At 57.1% G+C, this 19,542-nt stretch carries 15 protein-coding genes; 6 read left to right on the top strand and 9 right to left on the bottom strand.

Features of this window, described 5'->3' with window-relative positions:
- Positions 1-8 precede the first annotated feature (8 nt).
- The 6 genes from WH7805_RS09640 to argJ all read right to left on the bottom strand — a co-directional run bounded on the left by WH7805_RS09640 (position 9) and on the right by argJ (position 8,625).
- Entirely contained in the window at positions 9-1,670 is a 1,662-nt protein-coding gene (locus WH7805_RS09640; RefSeq protein WP_006042884.1) for an AarF/ABC1/UbiB kinase family protein, read from the bottom strand.
- 17 nt (positions 1,671-1,687) lie between these two features.
- On the bottom strand, positions 1,688-2,002 hold the full coding sequence (locus tag WH7805_RS09635) for a hypothetical protein (RefSeq protein ID WP_006042883.1): 315 nt from the start codon (positions 2,000-2,002) through the stop codon (positions 1,688-1,690).
- A 56-nt stretch (positions 2,003-2,058) separates the two neighbouring features.
- A complete protein-coding gene (locus WH7805_RS09630; protein ID WP_006042882.1) occupies positions 2,059-2,703 on the bottom strand; it encodes a hypothetical protein in 645 nt (214 codons plus the stop codon).
- Positions 2,704-4,444: 1,741 nt separating this feature from the next.
- Positions 4,445-5,146 (bottom strand): class I SAM-dependent methyltransferase, encoded by a 702-nt coding sequence (locus WH7805_RS13570; protein ID WP_006042880.1) that lies wholly within the window; start codon positions 5,144-5,146, stop codon positions 4,445-4,447.
- Between the two features lie 1,373 nt (positions 5,147-6,519).
- Entirely contained in the window at positions 6,520-7,110 is a 591-nt protein-coding gene (locus WH7805_RS09610; RefSeq protein ID WP_006042877.1) for a recombinase family protein, read from the bottom strand.
- 222 nt (positions 7,111-7,332) lie between these two features.
- A complete protein-coding gene (gene argJ / locus WH7805_RS09600) occupies positions 7,333-8,625 on the bottom strand; it encodes a bifunctional glutamate N-acetyltransferase/amino-acid acetyltransferase ArgJ (protein ID WP_156783771.1) in 1,293 nt (430 codons plus the stop codon).
- Here argJ and coaE point away from each other — a divergent pair.
- Together coaE and WH7805_RS09590 are read left to right on the top strand one after the other, a co-directional pair.
- The gene (gene coaE, locus WH7805_RS09595; RefSeq protein ID WP_038004626.1) at positions 8,624-9,220 is read left to right on the top strand and encodes a dephospho-CoA kinase; all 597 of its coding nucleotides are present in this window, start codon (positions 8,624-8,626) and stop codon (positions 9,218-9,220) included. The two genes, argJ and coaE, sit on opposite strands and share 2 nt — an antisense overlap.
- Positions 9,221-9,333: 113 nt before the next feature.
- Positions 9,334-10,512: a hypothetical protein gene (locus tag WH7805_RS09590; protein WP_156783662.1), complete on the top strand. Its 1,179-nt coding sequence runs from the start codon at positions 9,334-9,336 to the stop codon at positions 10,510-10,512.
- 400 nt (positions 10,513-10,912) lie between these two features.
- Here the strand turns inward: WH7805_RS09590 and gatB are convergent, their stop codons facing one another.
- Positions 10,913-12,400 carry an Asp-tRNA(Asn)/Glu-tRNA(Gln) amidotransferase subunit GatB gene (gene gatB / locus WH7805_RS09585; RefSeq protein ID WP_006042873.1) on the bottom strand — a complete coding sequence of 496 codons (1,488 nt, stop codon included), beginning with the start codon at positions 12,398-12,400 and terminating at the stop codon, positions 10,913-10,915.
- 68 nt (positions 12,401-12,468) lie between these two features.
- Between gatB and WH7805_RS09580 the strand changes: the two genes are divergently transcribed.
- The gene (locus WH7805_RS09580; protein WP_006042872.1) at positions 12,469-13,596 is read left to right on the top strand and encodes an FAD-dependent oxidoreductase; all 1,128 of its coding nucleotides are present in this window, start codon (positions 12,469-12,471) and stop codon (positions 13,594-13,596) included.
- Here WH7805_RS09580 and WH7805_RS09575 read toward each other — a convergent pair.
- A complete protein-coding gene (locus tag WH7805_RS09575) occupies positions 13,589-14,935 on the bottom strand; it encodes a glutamine synthetase family protein (protein ID WP_006042871.1) in 1,347 nt (448 codons plus the stop codon). The genes WH7805_RS09580 and WH7805_RS09575 overlap by 8 nt on opposite strands.
- A gap of 68 nt (positions 14,936-15,003) precedes the next feature.
- Positions 15,004-15,462 carry a nucleoside-diphosphate kinase gene (ndk, locus tag WH7805_RS09570; protein WP_006042870.1) on the bottom strand — a complete coding sequence of 153 codons (459 nt, stop codon included), beginning with the start codon at positions 15,460-15,462 and terminating at the stop codon, positions 15,004-15,006.
- Between the two features lie 136 nt (positions 15,463-15,598).
- On the opposite strand from ndk, the gene speA reads away from it, so the two are divergent.
- The 3 genes from speA to WH7805_RS09555 all read left to right on the top strand — a co-directional run bounded on the left by speA (position 15,599) and on the right by WH7805_RS09555 (position 19,332).
- Positions 15,599-17,509 (top strand): biosynthetic arginine decarboxylase, encoded by a 1,911-nt coding sequence (gene speA, locus WH7805_RS09565; RefSeq protein WP_006042868.1) that lies wholly within the window; start codon positions 15,599-15,601, stop codon positions 17,507-17,509.
- Between the two features lie 4 nt (positions 17,510-17,513).
- Complete coding sequence (locus tag WH7805_RS09560; RefSeq protein WP_006042867.1) at positions 17,514-18,173, top strand: Coq4 family protein; 660 nt, start codon at positions 17,514-17,516, stop codon at positions 18,171-18,173.
- A gap of 748 nt (positions 18,174-18,921) precedes the next feature.
- Positions 18,922-19,332 (top strand): hypothetical protein, encoded by a 411-nt coding sequence (locus tag WH7805_RS09555; RefSeq protein ID WP_006042865.1) that lies wholly within the window; start codon positions 18,922-18,924, stop codon positions 19,330-19,332.
- Positions 19,333-19,542 lie beyond the last annotated feature (210 nt).

Genomic DNA, 19,542 nt, shown 5'->3' with positions numbered 1-19,542 from the left:
GCCTGTCTTCAGCGCTGGGCTGAGGACAGGCTCTCGAGCCGAGCGTCCTTGCGTAACTTCACCTGAAGTTTCAGCCAACCCATGCCAACGGGAACGGCTGCACCCAGAGGCAGCAATGCCCACAAGGGCCGAGAACTTGCTCCCATCAATGCAGCGGCCACGGCCAACCCTCCAAGCAGAACTGACTGACCGATGGAGTGTTGAGCCGTCACCATGCGACGGAACTGCCTGTCGGACTCCCCCATGCGGATCTGCAGTTGCAGATCGCCCTGCTCCAGACGCTCAAGGCTTTCATCCAGGCGCCGAGGAATTCCCACAGCGCGGGAACTCAACGCCCCCACCTGACGGCCGAGCTCATTGAACAGATCATTGGAACCGGATCCACTGGATGTCATCAGGGGCAGTAGATAGGGCTTGGCAATCCCCACCAAACTAAAGCCGGGATCGAGGCTGCGGCCCACGCCCTCAAACGTGGAGAGTGCGCGCATCACGAAGATCATTTCCACTGGCAACCGGAAAGGTTGGCCGTATACCAATTCGTAGAGATCACCGGACAGCTTGTCGATCACGTTGGAGCTGAACGGAGGGGTGAGTGCATCACGCAGCATCAGACGCACCAGGCGACGGACCGGTCCCACATCCACATCTCCAGCGATCACTCCCGCCGCCTGCATCTCCTCCACGAGAGCTGCAGCGTCCCTCGACGCCGCAGCCCGAACCATCGCTCCCAGCCTCTGGCGCAGACGCTCAGACAGTTGGCCCATCATCCCGAAGTCGTAATAGATCAGTGCCCCATCGGCGGCTACGGCGAGATTGCCGGGGTGGGGATCGGCGTGGAAAAAGCCATAGCGCACCAGTTGCTGGAGGTAACTGGCTGCTCCGATCTCCGCGACCTCTCCAGGATCGATTCCGGCCTGAATCAGGGCGGGACGATCATTGACCTTGATTCCAGGTAAGTAATCCAGACAGAGCACTCGGCGTGTGCTCAACTCCCAGATGACCCCTGGAACTCGGATGCGGGGCTCATCGAGAAACTGCTGGCGGAAACGTGCAGCGTGCTGCGCCTCCAGGCGGAAATCCAGCTCTCTCAAAAGAACACGACGGCACTCCTGGGCAATCGCCACCCAATCTCGACCTCGCCCCCACTGGGGATGGCGCTGAAGCACCGCCGCAACCTGCTGCATCACCTCCAGATCGAGACGAAACACCGATTCCAAGCCCGGTCGCTGAATCTTGAGCACCACCTGCCTGCCGCTGCGCAAGCTGGCGCGGTGCACCTGGGCCAGGGAGGCAGCCCCAAGCGGCTCCTCATCAAGGTCGATGATCTCGGCGCAACGGGCACCCAGTTCTTCTTCCAACAAGGACTGTGCCTGGTCAAAGGGGAAAGCCGGAACCTTGTCCTGAAGATCAGCCAGCTCGGCCACCCAACCCGCTGGAAGCACATCCGGGCGGGCCGACAGCAACTGTCCAAGCTTGATGAACGCAGAGCCCAGATCCAGCAGTTCCCTCGTCAGCCAACGGGCCCGTCGCTGCTGACGCTGTTCCCTGCGCTCCGGGGTGATCCCACCGGCATAGGTCCAGCTCTGACCATCCCACCAAAGAAGCGCAAGCAGCTTCACCACAGCACGCCAGATGCGCAAAGCGCGGATGGCGCGACGCCATGGAGCCATTAACGACACCAGACGACTCAAGTGTGCTCCTCCAAGCGGTTGTCGAGGTCCGCCACCTTGGCCCTTAAGCGATCAATCCGGTCTTGCAAAGAGTCGTCAGGAGCATCCTCTTCAGGCGAGGGGGCCTGGGATGACGGCGGAGCATTCTCGTTCTGCAAACGCTCGGCCTCAGCCTTCACCTCTTCCTGAAATAAGTCCCATTCCTGGCGGATTCGTTCAGGAGCATCCTGAACCGCAACAGCGACGCCAGCGGCGGCATCCGCCACTCCTTCTCCGACCCGTGCAACCAGTCGGTTGATGGTTGCTCGCAGCAAGGCATCAGGAGGAGTCATCACGATTAGCCGATGTGCAAACTGTGGCAGATCGAAACGCTATCGGGGAGGTCGATCTAAGGACTGAGTGGGGTTACTGGTGGCGGAGGGAACGCCTGGACATCACTGGTCAACGGTTCCATGAACTCAGGTTCAGCGATGGGCTCCTCAGCGGCATCGATGTTGAGATCAGGGTTGAAGTCTGGAACATCCAGAGGCGACTCCTCTTCCCCGTCGAAGAACGGTTGAAGATCTGGAGCAAAGGTCGTTTCAGCTGGCTGCTGGAGCTCCTGATCGAGCGCTGGACGTTCCAGGGCAGGGGCTGCAACAGGAGTCGCCGTCCACGCGGGCTCAGCCAAAACGGGCTCGATCAGAGCAGTCTGCTGCTCGGCGTCCCGACGCTCAGCCTCGGCAGCGATCGCCTCAGCCTCCTCCATGGCCTGCTTGAGCTTGCGCTCTTCAGCTTCAACGGCTTCAAGCGCCGCGACATCTCCCGTCAGCGCCTGGTCCTCACCGTGGCGACGCCTCAAAGCCTCGAGCGCCTCACCAGGAAAGGCCTGCTGGCTAAATGCTTCCTGCTGGGGCTGCTGCAGGGCGGCCCGCATCAGAACAACGCGTTGGGTGATGCCATATCCCAAAGCAAAACAAGCCCCGGCTACCAAAGGACCAACCCAGAATCTCGGTCGCTTGGGGGGTTGCTGCTCAGAGGTGGAGGAAGCCATCACCGGAACTTATGAGGATCAACACCGCACCAGACGGTGGGTCCCATCCTCGCCCCTGAAGGCAAGGGGCGCATCCATGCAGTGCACTCAAGTGGTGTAATCGGCGTTGATGCGCACATGAACTAAAAAACCAGTCCAACACTCGGATTTGAAGAGCAGACCCCTTTGCACGACTTTTACAGTTGGAACTGAGATCCCAGTGGTGACGGTCCCGTTTTGACTTTCTGTGCACCAAAACCCCAGTAATGGCAGGGTTCTCATGGGTGATGGACCGCTAGGACCTAAAGGGTGGTCAGCGGAACAACGCATACATCTACGGAGACCCTCAGAAGGGTGGGAAGTGGCAACTTGAGTTCTTAAATCGAGAAACCAACAAAAACCATCGGTTCGTTCTGAAGCGATCTAACGGTGGAGACCCAGATCCTCAGCAGCAAGAGAGAACGAAGCACTGAGTCTGGCACAAGAGCGTTACATCGACCTCAGAACCAGAACCGACCGAGGAGAAGCGATCAAAGTCCTGACCCTGGGGGAGATGGTGTGACGGTTCCTGGGGAAAGAGGACAGGCCAATCAGCAACAGACCCCACGAGGGCATCACCCCTGCACGACTCCAACTGATCCGTAACCAGTGCTGCGGACAAGCAAGGCAGAAAACTCCCTCGTCCCACAACCCTGAATAACGAATACTCGACTATCAACCGGATGTGGAAGGAGGTGGCACTGACAGAGGGGTTCATCACCCGAGACCAGTCACATGAGATTCCATACACGAAAAGACCCAAGGATCAGTCGTGGTCCAGACAAGGGCAAGGAGAGCGATCGACCTCTCACCAGGAACTCTCTTTATGGCGTGAACAAGGGGAAAGAGACCAAACGGTCACCTCGCGCGAAGCAGCAGCAGGTGCATCGGCAGATGTTGTACCTGGAAATGAGGATCTCCATAGAGAGCGGAATCCGTATTGGTTCTCTTCGCAAGATGAGATGGCAGCACATCAGCGAAAACAAAATCCTCAGCAAGGAGGATCAACAGATCTGGTGTCTTGTGGAAGGACCTGCAGAAAACACCAAGACAGGACGTTGGTTCAGTTATTTGCACCCATCGCACGACACCTGGAAAAACGAAGAAAACTGACTCACCCCAGGAGCAAACAAGACCTTCTCTTCAGGAATCAAAGTACTGACAAGGCACTCAGTGATTGGATCTGGAAAGATGGTCTTCAGGAGATGTTGGTTGAATCAGGACTAGTGAGCTGAGTAGAAGGGGACTCCAACAACCTGAGGAAAACAGACATCACATCAGGCAAAAACCTGACTTGGCATTCATTCCGACACACCTGGATCACCTTTGCACTGGGAAGAGGAGTTCCTATCGCGACAGTATGCAACAACTGTGATACACGCATCCAGTACGTCCAGAAGCACTACTTCCACTACGACTCGAAGAGAGCGACGGATGCACTCTCAACTGGTCGAGGACAACTCAAAAGAGCGTCTGAGACCGACTGGATGCGAGTTCCATACATCCACGATTCACAGGGAAGCCATCACCTGAGATTGTCAAAAAGTTTTTCATGATCGAAAATAAACCGTCTCTAAACCCGAAAATTCGCAGCTTTTGCAATATATTTTTTTATAAATTAATGCACATAATACAAGTGGATTAATTGAAAGCCAAAAGAGAACATCTTGCTACCGTCGGCGACCAATCCCAATTAAAATACCGGTAGTCAATTAAACAGGATTTATTTAGTCGATAAGTTTGAGTATTTTTTTCCAAGTTTAACCACTTTGTGCTGCGACAACCGCGCCATTATGTCTGGATAAGGTGTTGACCTATCAGGGTTAGCAAAATCGACCAACGAAAATCCCTTTCCGGAGTCAACATGAATGCAGAACTGTGATTTCCCTAATATTGCGCAAGGGAAACGATTCGCTTCCGCGAAATACAATCCAAAGGGATCAACTAAAGACAGTTCGTAATCAAATCCATGCTGCATAGGATTGGTAAAATCATCGAGAGCAATGAATGATCCGAACTTCATCTTTGGAAGAATAGTCATCAAATCTATTGCGATCCCCCTGAGAGTATGATCTCCATCTATATACGCAAAATCTAGGGAGTTGTCGGGTATTTGATCAATCACTTCTGTCGTCTTACCACGCAAAACTTTTATTTTGTTTTGGTGGGATTCTAAATTACTCATCGCCTGCTCATAAACTTTTTCCAAATCTTCTTTGAAGTTAAAAGGTTTATTCCAGTCATCCATTTTTCTCCATGGATCAACAAGATAGTAGTCGCGAATTGCTGAACAGTTATCCAAAATTTTTTTTGCAAATGCTCCCTTCCAGACACCTATTTCAGCAACTGACTCAAATGATTTCTCATTTACAAATGAAACCCAATATTGAAACCTGCCAATATCCTCGGGAATTGCGGAGAACATAACTTAATAGCAAAGCATATTTTTATCATCTTACCATGCATGAAGACTAAAATCAAGCGTTTTCTATAATCCAAGGAGAGTCTGATTTGACCTTCTCCTCCAATCCCTTCTTGTATCTCTTATCTCTCTTCTAAAGTTCTTTGAGCATCTCAACCTCAGCCTTGACAAGTCGGATGGTGATACTCGTCTGACCACCTCACTACGGTTGCTCTGGAACCATTCATAATGAGTGACCAGATAATCCAGGGTTCATGTTCTGGATTGCCTGAGTTGATGGGATAAGCAATCAAGCTTTTGCAGAGTAGTGGTCTGATTCCTTTTCCCAAAAAACAGATTGATCTTCCTTTGATCTGTGTTTTGGATGATGTTCATAGAGATGTCTTTAGAGGAGTCATCTCTATTTATTCTCTCTAGAAGAGCAGATCTGAATTCTGACAATCAAGTACGAGATCAGGATAATGGTGATGTCTATAGAAGTAGTAGTCCCTCAGGTTGTAGAACGCATGGCGAACCCAGACCCATGGTTTGATCACCATCCCAATGCTCCCATCTTCAGATCGAGTCGAAAGATCGTTCCATAGCAATGTGATGAACCACTGGTGTCGGAAATTGTTCTCCCATTGATCTCTGATCAGTTCCTGAAGAACCTTTAGATGCGATCTGGTCGTCTGATGGATCCTTTCAAGTTTCCGATTCAGAAGCGTCCTTGAGGATCTTGACTGATTCACTCCCTTTGGTCGTGAATACACCTCACTTCGTTCGGTTCTTCTCTGGTAATTTGCTTCGGTTATCTTGGAAAAATCCATTGGCATCAAATGCTTTATGGGGTGTTATGGAGATTTAAGGAGTATCTCTGGGTACACCACACCCCTTGGGAAATCACTAGATCCCAAGCACTCTGAAAGCAAAATTCGACGGCCTCCATCTTTGCAGAGGGTCTAATTATTTTTGTCTTGTATTTAGCGATTAAATGCATATAATTTGCAAGTCAAACGGTTTTATATATTTACAGGACAAGGTAGCAAGAGGCATTGAAGGCGGCAGTATTTTAAACTGACTTCGACAAATAAGATCCCTATACACTCTTTATGGATTAAACGTTGCATTTTTCTGTCAAGGCTCAATCACATCCAGAAGGTTTCCGTCTTAGTACGCCAGTCGATGGCGTTTCCCTTCGGATCGAGCACGGTTTGCAGCAGTGCGGTACGCATCACCTTCGTTGTATTTGGACTGGAGGTGTCTCCATCTCCCGAACTAATCCTGGTACTGGATGTCGATATTGATCATGATGCAATCTCCTGGTTCTGGAGGATCCGTTGAATCGTGGAGACAGAGACACACGTCTGATCACAAATGGTCCTGTAGGAGTCCCCCTAACTCCTCAAACGCAGCACAAGGCGTTCTTTCTTCTCTGAGGTCCTCGGTCTCCCGCCAAGGTTTCCACCCGTCCTCCTGCGGTGTTCAACAGACTCTTTGGTGCGTTCCTGAATCAAGGACCTCTCCACCTCAGCAAGACCCGTCAGCAGACCAATCACCAAAGGAGCGAGTCGTTCAAGTCCTCTGGTGTTGATCAGTCCATCGAGGGTCCTGATGTGGATTCCCTGCTCCTGCATGTCAGCAAGGCGATTGATCACCTCCACCTGGGACCGTCCCAAGAGGTCGAGTTTGGAGATCACCAGTTCATCTCCGTTCTGGTGCGTCTCCAGGCAGGCACGCAACTGGTGACGTTTCTCCAGAGGGGCACGAGAGGACACCTTCTCGGCGAACCCCGCAACGCATCCAGCACTCTCCAGTTCATCGGTCTGAGCAGCAGTGTCTTGGAGGTGCTGGAACAACGGGCGTACCCGATTGATCCAGGCATGGTCAAAACAACTGTTGTGACGGCAGTTTTTGGCGTCCTGGCAACCCAAGAGTTTTGGAACAGAGGGGCAGCGGGCATCCGCACCAAGAGCGGTGCTCTCCACCTGTTCAGTCGGTTCCCCTACTCCTCGCGCAGAGGCACAGAGAGCAACCTGAAGAGGTCGAGTTATGAGGGCGAGCAGCACCCTGAGGTCTGTATCCCTAAGGGGGATTTTTTTGACTTACTACCCTCTGATTTAAGACTGGATACGTGAGTTATGGTTTCCACCTCTTTTGCACTAGCGCAGTTGAGAACCCCGAACACTCTGGTATCACTACATTTTTGATCAAGTGGTGTAATCGGCGTTGATGCGCACATATTGATCCGATAAGTCACATCCCCAGGCCGTTCCTTCACCGGCCCCTGAACCAACGGCAAGCCGAATCTGAACCGAGTCCTCCACCAGGTAACGGCCATACGCCCGCTCACTGAGATAGGCCGATGCGGCGGCACGGTCAAACGCCAGGGGTTGGCCCGCCGCCATGAGCTGATGCGGCCCGATCCAAAGGGCGACGGCATCGGCATCGAACACCACTCCGGACCGGCCGGCTGCTGCAACAATCCGCCCCCAGTTGGGGTCGCGGCCATGAACGGCCGTCTTCACCAATGAGGAGCTGCAGATCGTGCGCGCAATCTTGAGTGCTCCGGCTTCGGTGGACGCTCCCTCCACCTGAACCTCGATCAGACAGGTGGCGCCTTCCCCATCCCGGGCAATCGCTCTGGCGAGATGCTGCGCCACCAGGGTCAGACCTTCCTCGAGCTTGGCGTGACACGACGGCGCCACGGGGTCTCCAGCGGCGAAGGCCAGCACAGTGTCATTGGTACTGGTGTCTCCGTCGACGGTGATGGCGTTGAAGGAGCGTTCAACCGCCCGCCGCAACATGGCTTGCCACTCCGGGGGAGGCACCGCCGCATCGCAACAAATGAACCCGAGCATGGTGGCCATGTCGGGATGGATCATGCCGGAACCTTTGGCCATGCCACCAATCCGCACCGAGCGGCCATCCAGCTCCGCTTCAAAAGCGATCTCTTTCTCCACTAGGTCCGTGGTGAGGATGGCTTTGGCAGCAGCAGCTCCACCCTCAGCATTCAACGCTTCCACCAAAGGGTCCAGACCACCCAGCAACACCTCCATCGGGATCGGCACACCGATCACCCCGGTGGAGCAGATCAGCACAGCCTCACCATTCAGACCCAGGCGGTCCGCCAGCGCCTGGGTGGCGCGCTGGCTGTCGATCAGACCCCGATCGCCCGTACAGGCATTGGCCTGGCCGGAATTGATCAGCACCGCCCTCGCCTGACCGCCCCCTTCACGCAGCCGGTCGTCGCAAAGATCCACACAGGCGGCACGCACCACCGATCGGGTGAAAGCCCCAGCGCAGGCAGCGCCTTCGGGGGCCAGCACCAAGGCGAGATCAGGCTTTGCAGAAGCCTTCAGTCCAGCAGTGATCCCTGAGGCCCTGAATCCCTTTGGCGCAGTAATTCCCCCTGCCACCGGCAACCAGTCGGATGAAACCCTTGGAGCGGCATCAACCACGGATCTACGCGAGACACTGAAGGTATCCTGCCGCCGCACCATGCCCAGCCAACGCCGCATTGGTCTCACCGGCGGCATTGCATCCGGCAAAAGCAGCGTGGGGCGCTGGTTGAGCGACCACGGCATCCCTGTGCTGGATGCCGATCGCTATGCCCGGGATGCTCTGGCCCCGGGCAGTGCAGGCTGCAGGGCTGTCCTGGAGCGTTATGGCACCGCTGTCGCCTCCAATGCGGCCCAAGCCGACAAGGTGGAGCTGAACCGACAGGCTCTCGCCGAGATCGTGTTCTCCGATTCGGTGGAACGTCGATGGCTGGAAGAACTGGTCCATCCCCTGGTCCGGCAGGTTTTCGACGCTGCCTTGCATGAGCTGGAGCGAACGCCGACGGTCGTGCTGATGATTCCTCTGCTCTATGAATCCGGGCTGGAAAACCTCTGCACAGAAGTGTGGGTTGTGTACTGCAGTCCGGAACAGCAACAGCAACGGCTGATCCAGAGGAACGGGCTGTCGGCTCAGCAGGCCGACCAACGCATCGAGGCGCAATGGCCCCTGGCGCGCAAATGCCTGCTGGCGGATCAGATCATCGACAACAGCGGCGAGCCGGATGCCTGGCAAGCCCAGGTTCTGGGCTTGCTGTGAGCACAATCACACCACCTCGGGATCAAGGACACGGGCTGCAGAACGCGAGCTGAGGACAGTGCATGCATCACCGGGAGCGACAGCAACCCGGCCCTCCTCAAACGCTCAAACCCATGAAATTCGCCCAAGCCTCCATCGCCCTTAGCCTCACTGCCGCAGCAGGCCTCAGCGGCTTCACCGCGCTCACAGCCACTCCGGCTGAAGCCACCACACGCTGTACAGGCGGCACCCTGCTTGGCCGCTACGCCCTGAAATCCAATCTGAACAACAAGTACATCCGTGCCGGCATCGGATCCGATGCAGCGGTCGGTGCCACCAGCAGCCGCATCGGTGGCAACAAAAGCTGGGAAACCTTTGACATCTACGACCTCGGCAATCGCAATGGATTGAATGGTGGAACCTATGCGCTGCGCAGCACGCAGGACCCCAATCGCTGGGTAAGCGTTGCCAGTAACAAGGCGCTCCAACTGAAGAGGGGCTGCACCACCAACAGCCGCAACCGCCTGTTCATGGCCAACAAAGTTGGTAACACCCTGCAGCTGCAATCGCTGTCCAACAGGCAGTGGGTCATTCAACGATCCAACAACATGCTGCAGGCCAATGCACCCACCGCTGGAGGCAATGTGCCCAAGGCATTGCAGTACCGAATGATCCGTGTAAGCGCTGGATCAGGCTCCGGATCCAACAGCACTCCGCCATCCAATCAGCAGCAGGTCAACCTCAATGGCTGGCTCAAAGGCAACAACAAAGGTGTCTATTCCGCTCAGCGCAGCGGCAACAACTTCCAAATGAAAGGCTTCCTCAATAGCAAACCCTTCAACCTGATCACAGGGACCATCCAGGGAAACATCATCAACGCTTCCTGGAAGAACTTCTGCAACAACAGCACCGGCAGCCTCAAGCTGCGCATTGATCGCAATCGACTCGTCAAAGTTGGCGGCAACCCTGGCTTCAACACCTCCTGGACACCAACACAAAAGCCCGCATCCATTAGCAGCCGACCCGACTGCAACGATGCGCGCAACCTCAACGGAACCTGGCGTGGCAACAACGGCGGAACGTATGTGGTTCGCCAGACAGGGTCAATCGTCTCCTGGAACGGCCGAGGAGGCAATTTTAAAAACATCTTCATCGGTCAGCGCCAAGGCAACACTGTGAGTGGCCTCTGGCAGGACACCGCCGGCAGTCAAACCCAGAATTCCGGTCGTCTCACGTTCAAGGTCGTCAACGGATCAAGGCTGGTCCGAGTTAGCCACACAGGCTCCCTCGGCAACAGCAACTGGACCCGCTGATCAACCCGGCCTGATCACTTCATCAAGGATCCCAAGCAGCCCCCGCTCTAAGGGGGCTTTCTCATGGTGGAAAGCTCTCCCCGATCTCGTCCTTGATCCGGAGGCTCTGCCCCGGCACCAGAGACAACGTAAACAGGCAACGATGATGCCAATCTCCAACCCTTTCTCCTCATGGGGACCTTTCACCAAGAGCTGGAGCTTTGCTCTTGGTGAGCAGCACATGCTGATCCTCAATCCAGCAGTAGAAGCCAGCACTTATGCATGCTTCGAGCGCAGCACCGTTGAAGAAGTCGCCATAAGTGAAATCGAAATGAGATCGAAATCAGCACCCCCACTTCCTTATCAACATCGTCTCCCCAGCCGGCCGCTCAGTGGTGGAACCCCGTCAAAACTGATGGAATCAAGCCCCTTTGAGCTTCTGACTGAGGATCTGATTCGCCAGCTTGGGATCGGCCTTGCCTCCGGTTTTCTTCATCAGCTGGCCAACGAAGAAGCCCTGCAGCTTGGTCTTGCCGCCGCGGAACGCCTCCACCTCATCGGGATGGGCCGCAAGTAACTCCTCCACGATGGTGGTGATCGCGGCAGGGTCACTGATCATTCCCAGACCGCGCTCATCCACGATCGCCTTGGGAGAGCCACCCTTCTCCAGCAGTTCGGGCAGGATCTCCTTGGCGATCTTGCCGCTGATCTTGCCACCATCGATCAGCTGCACCATTTCGGCGAGTTGTTCCGGACGGAAGGGAAGTTCGCTGAAGCGAAGACGGTTGCCGTTCACATAGGCAGCGATGTCGCCCGTAATCCAATTGGACGCAAGCTTGGCGTCGGCACCCGCCGCCACCACAGCCTCGAAGTAGTCGGCCATCGCCTTCTCATCGGTGAGCACCCGAGCGTCGTATTGGGACAGCCCAAGGGTTTCGGCATAGCGGTGGCGCTTGGCTGCCGGCAGCTCCGGCAACTCAGCCCGCCAGGACTCCCGCTGATCAGCACTGACCTCGATCGGCCCGAGATCCGGATCTGGGAAATAGCGGTAATCACTGGCCCCCTCCTTGCTGCGCATGCTCTTGGTGAGCTGCTTGCTCTCATCCCAGAGCCGCGTTTCTTGAACGATGGGCTCACCGGTTTCGTAGGCCTTGATCTGGCGCTGGATTTCGTACTCGCAGGCCTTCTGAATGGCCGAGAACGAATTCATGTTCTTGATCTCCACCTTGGTTCCGAAAGGCGCCTCCGGCCCCCGGCGCACGGAGATGTTCACGTCGCAACGCAGGGAGCCCTCCTGCATGTTGCCGTCGCTCACACCGAGATAGCGCATGATCCGACGGATCTCCGAGGCGTACTCCGCCGCTTCACGACCCGTGCGCAGATCCGGCTTGCTCACAATCTCCGCAAGCGCGACACCGGCGCGGTTGTAGTCCACCAACGAATGGGTGGAGCCAGCCAAACGATCACTGCCGGCATGCACAAGCTTGCCGGCGTCCTCCTCCATATGAAGCCGCTCGATCCCGATTGTTTTCAGGTAGGTGTCCTGACCCTTCTCGGCCACCTCCACTTCGATCCAGCCTTCCTCTGCGATCGGTTCGTCGTACTGGGAGATCTGATAATTCTTGGGAAGGTCAGGGTAGAAATATTGTTTGCGGTCGAACTTGCTGTGCTCGGCAATGTTCAGATTGAGTGCCATCGCCGCCTTGACGGCGTACTCCAGCACCTTCTGATTGAGAACGGGAAGCGTTCCTGGCAGCCCGCACACCACAGGGTCGATGTGCGTGTTGGGGTCATCCCCGAACGCCGTGGATGCAGCCGTGAAAATTTTGCTGTTGGTGCCCAGCTGAACGTGGGTCTCGAGACCGATCACCGCTTCCCAGGCCTGGTCTGTTGCTGCAGGTGCCGCCATCCGCTGTGTGGAACGTTCAGAGCAGAGCAATCCTATGGAAAGACCGCGAACCGCAGCCCCCATCAGCCATGACCGCCTTACGCCCTCCCGCCGCTGACGCCGCGTTGATCCTTGGCGGTGGATTGATGGGCCTGGCCATCGCCCATCAGCTGGCCCGGCGGGACCATCCGGTGTGCGTGATCAGCCGGCGACGCGGAGAGGCCGCAGGGTTCGTGGCAGCAGGCATGCTGGCTCCCCACGCTGAAGGCCTGAGCGGTGACCAGCTGCGATTCGGTCAACTGAGCCTGGAGCGGGTGCCGAGCTGGGTCGCCCAGATCGAGGCCGACAGCGGCCTGCCCTGCGGACTGCGCTCCACAGGGATTGTGGTGCCTTTCACCAGCAGCGAAGACCGGGATCGCTACCCCACAGCACGCTTTGGAACAGCCCTGAACCGCCGGCAACTGGAGCGGGAAGTGCCGGGCATCGCCACAACCTGGCAGGCCGGCCTGCTGTTCGAGCAAGACGGCCAGATCGACAACCGCCGCCAGTTGATGCGCTCCCTGGAAAGCGCCTGCGTGGAACGGGGGGTGCAGTTTCTGGAGGGCGTGGAAGTGCTGGAGCTGCTTGAGAACGGCGACAAACACATTGGGGCACGCATCCGCAACGCTGAAGGAACGATTTCGGAACGTAATAGTGCCATAGCAGTGCTTTGCTCCGGGGCCTGGAGCAGCCGGCTCCTGCCTCAGCTGCCGATTTTCCCGGTGAAAGGGCAGATGCTGTCCCTCCAGGCTCCCCGGGGCGCCCTCAAACGCGTGATCTTCGGACCCGGCACTTACCTGGTGCCGAGGGAAGACGGTCTGGTGGTGGTGGGCGCCACATCGGAGCGGGAGGCCGGTTTCGCAGAGGGCCTCACTCCCCAAGGGCAAAGCATCCTCAAGCAGGGCATTGCCTCCCTGCTCCCGGAAGCCTCGGGCTGGCCCCCGATGGAACGCTGGTGGGGATTCCGGCCCTGCACACCGGATGAGGGGCCATTACTTGGAAAGGGTCCCCTCCCTGGACTTTGGCTGGCCTGCGGCCATCACCGCAACGGGGTGCTGATGGCTGCAGCCACAGCTGAGGCGATCGCGGACTGCGTGAGCCAAGGCCGTGCCCGCGATGATCTGGACCTCTTGCTGCCCTGTTTCCAATGGCAGCGGTTTGACTCTGGCGTCAGCTGAGTCCACCCACCAAGGGCCACCAGCGGGTGCTGGCGATCACCTGATCCGGAGGCAAACCCTCACAGCGGGCGATCTCGGCATCGATGCTGTCGAGCACGCTCCCATGCAGCAGCTCGCCCATCGCCGCCGACAGCACTGCACTGGATGCCAACGCTGTACGCCCCTCCGCCAAGGACTGGGGTAGACGGGCATGGGCCGCTGTTGTGCCATCAACGCGCGCAGGATCGCCGCGCACCGGCTCCGGCAGGGGCACGGCCTCGATGAGAGCCGCCATCGCCAACACCTGCAACGATCCAAGCAACAGATAGGGATTGGCCCCCAGATCGGCAACTTTCAGTTCGAGGTGGGCAGGCACTTGATCGACAGAGGTTGGGACCAAACGCAAGGCCGCCTCGCGGTTTTCAATTCCCCACACCTGATAAGGCGCCGACCAGGAGCTGGGCGCCAGCCGGGCGTACGAAGCCGAGAGCGGACAGGCGATCGGCAGCAATGCCGGCAGGTGATGCAACACACCGGAAATCAGAGCCGCACCCTCCGGCAACACGCCACCTGGACCATCGCCTCCCTGCAGCACGGGCTGACCATGCCGGCGAAGACTGAAATGCACATGACCGCCGTTGCCGACCTGATCGCTGGACAACTTGGGCGTGAAACTGCAACGCAGTCCCAGTCGTCGGCTCACGCGCTGAATCACCAAGCGGGCCAGAACCAAACGATCGGCGGCCTCCACAGCCGACGCATGGGCCAGTGACAACTCGAACTGGGAAGCACCGTATTCGGGATGAAACTGCAGCCAGTCCAGCCCGGCAGCATCTAGGCCCTCACAGATCTCAGAGGCATAGTCGAGGCCTTCCACCAAGCGATCAGCCCCATAAGGCCCGCCCGGGAATGCAGGAGAACCCTGGGTTCCCGCATCCCCTGCAAACACCATCCACTCGAGCTCGAAGCCCGCTTGCAGCGTCAGCCCTTTCTGCTGCAGACAGTCCTGTTGCAGCCGGCAAAAACTGCGCTGGTCGGCCTCGTAGGCCCGTCCATCACGCCAACGCCGCTCCCCGGGAGCCCAGGCCCAACCGCGATCAGGCTCAAGAGGTGCCAGCGCCTCCACCACAGCATGGAGACGCAGATCTTCATCAGGTCGAGCGAAACGGTGTGAAGGCGCGATGCATCCATCAACCCGAAAGGCATCGGCCACAGGCGAAAACCCCACACCCAGATCGGCTGCTTTGTGGAGATGGCGGCGGGGCACCACCTTCACCAACGGAGCGCCGGCATGATTCACCCAGGTGATCGCCGCACGCTTCAGCCAGGGCTGGAGCTCATGGGAGGGGCTATCGCTCACAACTCTGCTTACCGAGTCCCCTCATGATGCGCAGCACCCGGGCAGAGGACCCGGCCAGGGTCGATGGATCAGCCCTCGGTGCGCCATCCTTGATCGGAAGGAGTCCAGTCGCTCAGCTCAGACGCCTGGAACCAGAGACCGATCTCGAACTGTGCGGTCTCTGGAGCATCAGACCCGTGAATCACGTTGCGACCAATGTTGATCGCCAGGTCGCCGCGGATGGTGCCGGGTTCTGCTTCGAGAGGCTTGGTGGCACCGATGAGCTTGCGGGCGCTGGCAATCACACCGTCGCCTTCCCACACCATGGCCACCACGGGGCCAGAGGTGATGAAGTCCACCAGGCCGGCGAAAAACGGACGCTCTTTGTGAACGCCGTAGTGCTGCTCTGCCAGCTCACGGCTGGGGGTGAGCTGCTTGAGGCCGACAAGCTTGAAACCCTTGCGCTCGAAACGACCGAGGATCTCGCCGATGAGACCGCGCTGAACCCCGTCGGGCTTGATGGCGATGAAGGTGCGTTCCGAGGCCATGGAAAAACAAAAAACCGTCGCCATCGTCCGTGGCTGCCGGCCCGGTTGGCAAGCAAGCAGGCTGCGCCGGGCTGTTGAAGCGATCAACCCTGCCTAGATTCTCGTCACAGATCCTGGAGACCACCGTTTGACTCTGATGGCCCACACCAGCACCGCTGGCCCATGGACCGTTCAGGACGGTGCAGACCTCTACGGACTGGAGCGATGGGGAGCCCCTTACTTCTCAACCAACTCCCGCGGTCACATCACCGTGCAACCCCAGGGCGATCGTGGCGGAAGCATCGATCTGATCGAACTTGTGGAGGGGCTGCAGGCTCGGGATCTCGGCCTGCCCCTGCTGATCCGCTTCGACGACATTCTGGAAGATCGGCTCGAACGGCTGCATGCAGCCTTCGATCGCGCCATTGCCCACTACGGGTATTCAGGCCGCTACCAGGGCGTGTTCCCTGTGAAATGCAATCAGCAGCGGCATGTGGTTGAACGGCTGGTGGACAGCGGCCAGCGCTGGCACTTTGGCCTGGAGGCTGGGAGCAAGGCGGAACTGCTGATCGCCCTCTCGCTGCTGAAAGATCCGGAAGCTCTGCTGATCTGCAACGGCTACAAAGATCAGCGGTACCTGGAAACGGCAATCCTGGCGCGCAAGCTCGGACGTCAACCGGTGGTGGTGATCGAACAACCGGACGAGGTGGAGCGGATCATTCAAGCGAGCGATCACCTCGGTGCAGCACCGATGATCGGAATCCGTGCCCGCCTCTCCACCCGCAGTACGGGCCGTTGGGGCAGCTCCGTGGGAGACCGTGCCAAATTCGGCCTGTCCATCCCCGAACTGCTTGACACCACTGCAGCCCTTCGCGATGCAGGCCTTCTGAAAGAGCTGCGCTTGCTGCACTTCCATATCGGCAGTCAGATCAACGACATCGCCGTCCTGAAGGATGCCCTCCAGGAAGCTGGACAGATCTACGGCGAGCTGCACCGGCTGGGGGCACCGATGGGCTTTCTCGACGTGGGCGGTGGCCTGGGGATCGACTACGACGGCAGCCGCAGCGCCACCGCGGCTTCAACCAATTACTCCCTGCAGAACTACGCCAACGATGTGGTGGCCACTGTGAAGGAATGCTGTGAACCCAGCGGTGTTCCCGTGCCCACGCTCGTGAGCGAGAGCGGTCGTGCCCTGGCCAGCCACTTCAGCGTGCTGGTGTTCGACATCCTCGGCACCGGTGCGGCACCGGATGAGCGTCCGGAACGGATGGACGACGATCCATTGATCCTGCGCAACCTGCATGAAACTTTTGATGGCATCACCACAGCCAACCTGCAGGAAGCCTGGAACGACGTTCTGAAGTTCAAAGATGATGCGCTCAGTGCTTTCCGCCTCGGATACCTAAGCCTTCCGGAGCGGGCACGTGCTGAACAGTTGGCCTGGGCCTGTGCGCGGCGCATCAATCGCCTGCTGCCCGCCGATGACAGCAGCCCCGATGAGCTGCGCAATCTTCGCGCCAGCCTGGCCAGCACTTATTACGGCAATTTTTCGGTGTTTCGATCAGCTCCCGACACCTGGGCGATCGATCAACTCTTTCCCGTGATGCCAATCCATCGACTCGATGAAGAGCCCGACCAGCTCGGGAGCATTGCCGACCTCACCTGTGACTCCGATGGCAAGCTGGCACGCTTCATCCAGGGCGGGCAGAGCAAACCCCTGCTGGAACTGCACAGCCCTCAGCCGAATCAGCCTTACCTGATCGGTTTGTTTCTGGCCGGTGCCTACCAAGAAGTGATGGGCAACCTGCACAACCTGTTCGGCAGCACCAACGCCGTGCATATCCGCCTGGCCCCTGGCGGTGGTTACCTGCTGGACCACGTGGTGCGCGGAGACACCAACTCCGATGTGTTGGAAGCGATGGAACACGACCCTGATCTGATGCTCGAACGCCTCCGCCTGGCCAGCGAGGAGGCCATCCGAGATCGACGGCTGTCGGTCAACGACGCCAGGCTATTGATCAGCCACGTGGCCAGCAGCCTCCAACAGGCCACTTATCTCCAGGCCTGATCCGATGCACATCAGATTGCAGGAACGCCTCCAGAGCCTGAAACTGCTGGCCGGGCTCGCCTCTTTCCTGAAGAATCCAGGGTCACTGGACAGCGTGTTCGCCGTCGGCAACAGCGTGAAGGATGGTCCTCTCGGCGATCAGATGATGCGCCATCTGTTGAAGGATCCTCAGTTCAAGGATCTGGTGCAGGAACGCTGGAGACCGCAGCCGATTGACCTCAGCGCCCTCAAGACCCTTCCGGAGGGCAGCCTTGGGCGTTGCTATGCCAACCAGCTGATCAGTCAGGGCATCACCCCAGACACGTTGATTGACCCATCCCCGGTTGACAGTGACAAGGACTTCATCGTGCATCGACTGAAAGAGACTCACGACATCACACACGTCTTGACTGGATTCGGCATCGATGGTGCGAGTGAACTGGGGCTCCAGGGGTTCAACCTTGCGCAGAATCGCTCGCCGCTGGCCGTGATGCTGATCTTCGGCGGAATGCTCTCAGCCCTTCAGAACGACGAACCTCTGACGCCAATGCTGCGAGCTCTGGCACAGGGGTTTCAGATGGGCCTGGATGCGGAACTGGTGATTTCCAAAAAACTCGAAGATGGCTGGAATCGGCCGTTGGCCGACTGGCAACGTGACCTGAATCTGCCCATCACCATCGCCTGACGCGATTCAACATTTCCCAAGCAGAATGAATCGCCGATCGACAAGCAACTCTGGGATCAGCATTCATACCAAAAACAGCACTGTCTGATCACCAACAGTTCGTTAGATTAACCACTACATCGCGCTTCGCAATCACGTCTTTCGCAATCATGTCCGTAAGCTCAGTGAAAAACGATTTCAGACATAAACAACATCGAATGCCGGCAAGGCCTCAGCCATTGTCGGGAAATCACGCATATCTGCAACAGCACAGTAATTGCGCAGATCCGGCCTAAGCCCTTCTGCTTATTATGCCGACGCTGCTGCAGGATCTTATTCGGTGGTGTCACCAAACGCTTAACGCAAATAGGCCCAAACCAATCGCACTGGCGCCACAAGAAAGTTGAACTAATTGGGGCCACTATCTTCTCAAAGCAACCGATTGCTCAGCATCAGAACGCTCTAGATTGCACAGAATTGATTTCCGATGCATCAACACAAATTCATTATTCATAGGAAAGAGAAATCAAAATTGCACACAAAAACTCATGGACAAGCACACCTTTAAATAGATCCGCAAAGACACCTCAGCTCAGACAACAACACGTCCTCCTTCCCACACAAGGAGGACTTTTTTATTGCCTTACAACCTGTGACCAACATCACTCATCAACACAACTCAAATCACAAGAATACACATCTAAAACAAACACACTGAAAACATCAGGACAACGAGCCCTGATGACTTTCTCCTCACAACAGCTCCATCATGATTAAATCAATCGCTCTCGCCGTCGCTCTCTCCACACTCGGGCTCGCCGGCTCACCCATGGCAGGCCTCGCACAAAATGCTGGCAGTGGATGCTCTGGTACAGGCACCATCTGCGGTCACGGAAACTCCGTCGGTGGCATCAACTCTGGAAACACATACAACTCTGGAAACACCGTTGGCTCCTACAACGGCTCTGCCGTCGGTTCTTACAATCAAGACAATCGCCGCTACGACAACCGCCGCTACAACAACGCCTTCAACCAGAATCAACGCTACAACCGCCACACCAACAACCAACGCTGGAACAATCAGCGCTACAGCAATCAGCACACCAACAACCAGCGCTGGAACAACCAGAGAACCAATAACGTCAGAACCAATGTCCGCAGCGAAGTTGGACTCTGGTAATCCTTACCAACTCTCAATCCATACACTTCAAAAGGGGGGCTTTGCCCCCCTTTTTGCTTGAAACATCCTCACGGGGCTCACCTCCTCACTCCCACAGGTGCATTCACTTTTGACAGGGAGAAACTGACGCTCCAAGACCAAGACGACGGCAAAACACAAGCCGAAACAGCACACGCAACTTGCCGCTAACAACCCCTGTGATCGATCTCA

Source organism: Synechococcus sp. WH 7805 (assembly GCF_000153285.1).
GTDB lineage: Bacteria > Cyanobacteriota > Cyanobacteriia > PCC-6307 > Cyanobiaceae > Synechococcus_C.
The sequence above is the reverse complement of the archived record's forward strand: the minus strand, read 5'-3'. Positions and strand labels throughout refer to the sequence as shown.

Bases quoted from the DNA above. Each gene is read 5' to 3' on its own strand.
- ndk (WP_006042870.1), bottom strand. From the start codon at position 15,462: ATGGCCTCGGAACGCACCTTCATCGCCATCAAGCCCGACGGGGTTCAG.
- gatB (WP_006042873.1), bottom strand. From the start codon at position 12,400: ATGGCGGCACCTGCAGCAACAGACCAGGCCTGGGAAGCGGTGATCGGT.
- coaE (WP_038004626.1), top strand. From the start codon at position 8,624: ATGCCCAGCCAACGCCGCATTGGTCTCACCGGCGGCATTGCATCCGGC.
- speA (WP_006042868.1), top strand. From the start codon at position 15,599: ATGGCCCACACCAGCACCGCTGGCCCATGGACCGTTCAGGACGGTGCA.
- argJ (WP_156783771.1), bottom strand. From the start codon at position 8,625: ATGGTGCGGCGGCAGGATACCTTCAGTGTCTCGCGTAGATCCGTGGTT.
- WH7805_RS09630 (WP_006042882.1), bottom strand. From the start codon at position 2,703: ATGGCTTCCTCCACCTCTGAGCAGCAACCCCCCAAGCGACCGAGATTC.
- WH7805_RS13570 (WP_006042880.1), bottom strand. From the start codon at position 5,146: ATGTTCTCCGCAATTCCCGAGGATATTGGCAGGTTTCAATATTGGGTT.
- WH7805_RS09590 (WP_156783662.1), top strand. From the start codon at position 9,334: ATGAAATTCGCCCAAGCCTCCATCGCCCTTAGCCTCACTGCCGCAGCA.
- WH7805_RS09640 (WP_006042884.1), bottom strand. From the start codon at position 1,670: ATGGCTCCATGGCGTCGCGCCATCCGCGCTTTGCGCATCTGGCGTGCT.
- WH7805_RS09560 (WP_006042867.1), top strand. From the start codon at position 17,514: ATGCACATCAGATTGCAGGAACGCCTCCAGAGCCTGAAACTGCTGGCC.
- WH7805_RS09635 (WP_006042883.1), bottom strand. From the start codon at position 2,002: ATGACTCCTCCTGATGCCTTGCTGCGAGCAACCATCAACCGACTGGTT.
- WH7805_RS09555 (WP_006042865.1), top strand. From the start codon at position 18,922: ATGATTAAATCAATCGCTCTCGCCGTCGCTCTCTCCACACTCGGGCTC.
- WH7805_RS09580 (WP_006042872.1), top strand. From the start codon at position 12,469: ATGACCGCCTTACGCCCTCCCGCCGCTGACGCCGCGTTGATCCTTGGC.